Origin of the sequence: Lysinibacillus sp. GbtcB16, assembly GCF_019091145.1 — a bacterium.
Classification (GTDB): domain Bacteria; phylum Bacillota; class Bacilli; order Bacillales_A; family Planococcaceae; genus Lysinibacillus; species Lysinibacillus fusiformis.
This window is the reverse complement of the sequence record NZ_JAGXJV010000794.1, coordinates 1-241: the sequence shown is the minus strand read 5'-3', so window position 1 is coordinate 241 and position 241 is coordinate 1. Positions and strand designations below refer to the sequence as shown.

The following is a 241-nucleotide window of genomic DNA, read 5'->3' as shown; positions in this document are numbered from 1 at the left end:
AACTCTTTTACACCATGAATGTGCTGGATCAAGCGATTCCTCAAGTACTCGCTGGGGGCATGGGGCATTCCTTCATCGTCCGGATACGGCAACTGGACAAAGCGGCCCAAAAAGTTTGGATCCGCCACGGCCTGGGCGACGAAAATACTTGGCTTCCGGTCTTCCAAGAAGCGCTTGCGACTTGCGATGGCGTTGATTGGGACCATGATCGCGCACGGCGCGCGGTAGAGGCGGCAATCTC

At 56.4% G+C, this 241-nt stretch carries 1 protein-coding gene; it reads right to left on the bottom strand.

What is annotated here, in order from left to right:
* Positions 1-206 (bottom strand): hypothetical protein (locus KVT27_RS25925; RefSeq protein ID WP_217582308.1); only part of this gene is annotated, 206 nt, incomplete at its 3' end.
* Positions 207-241 lie beyond the last annotated feature (35 nt).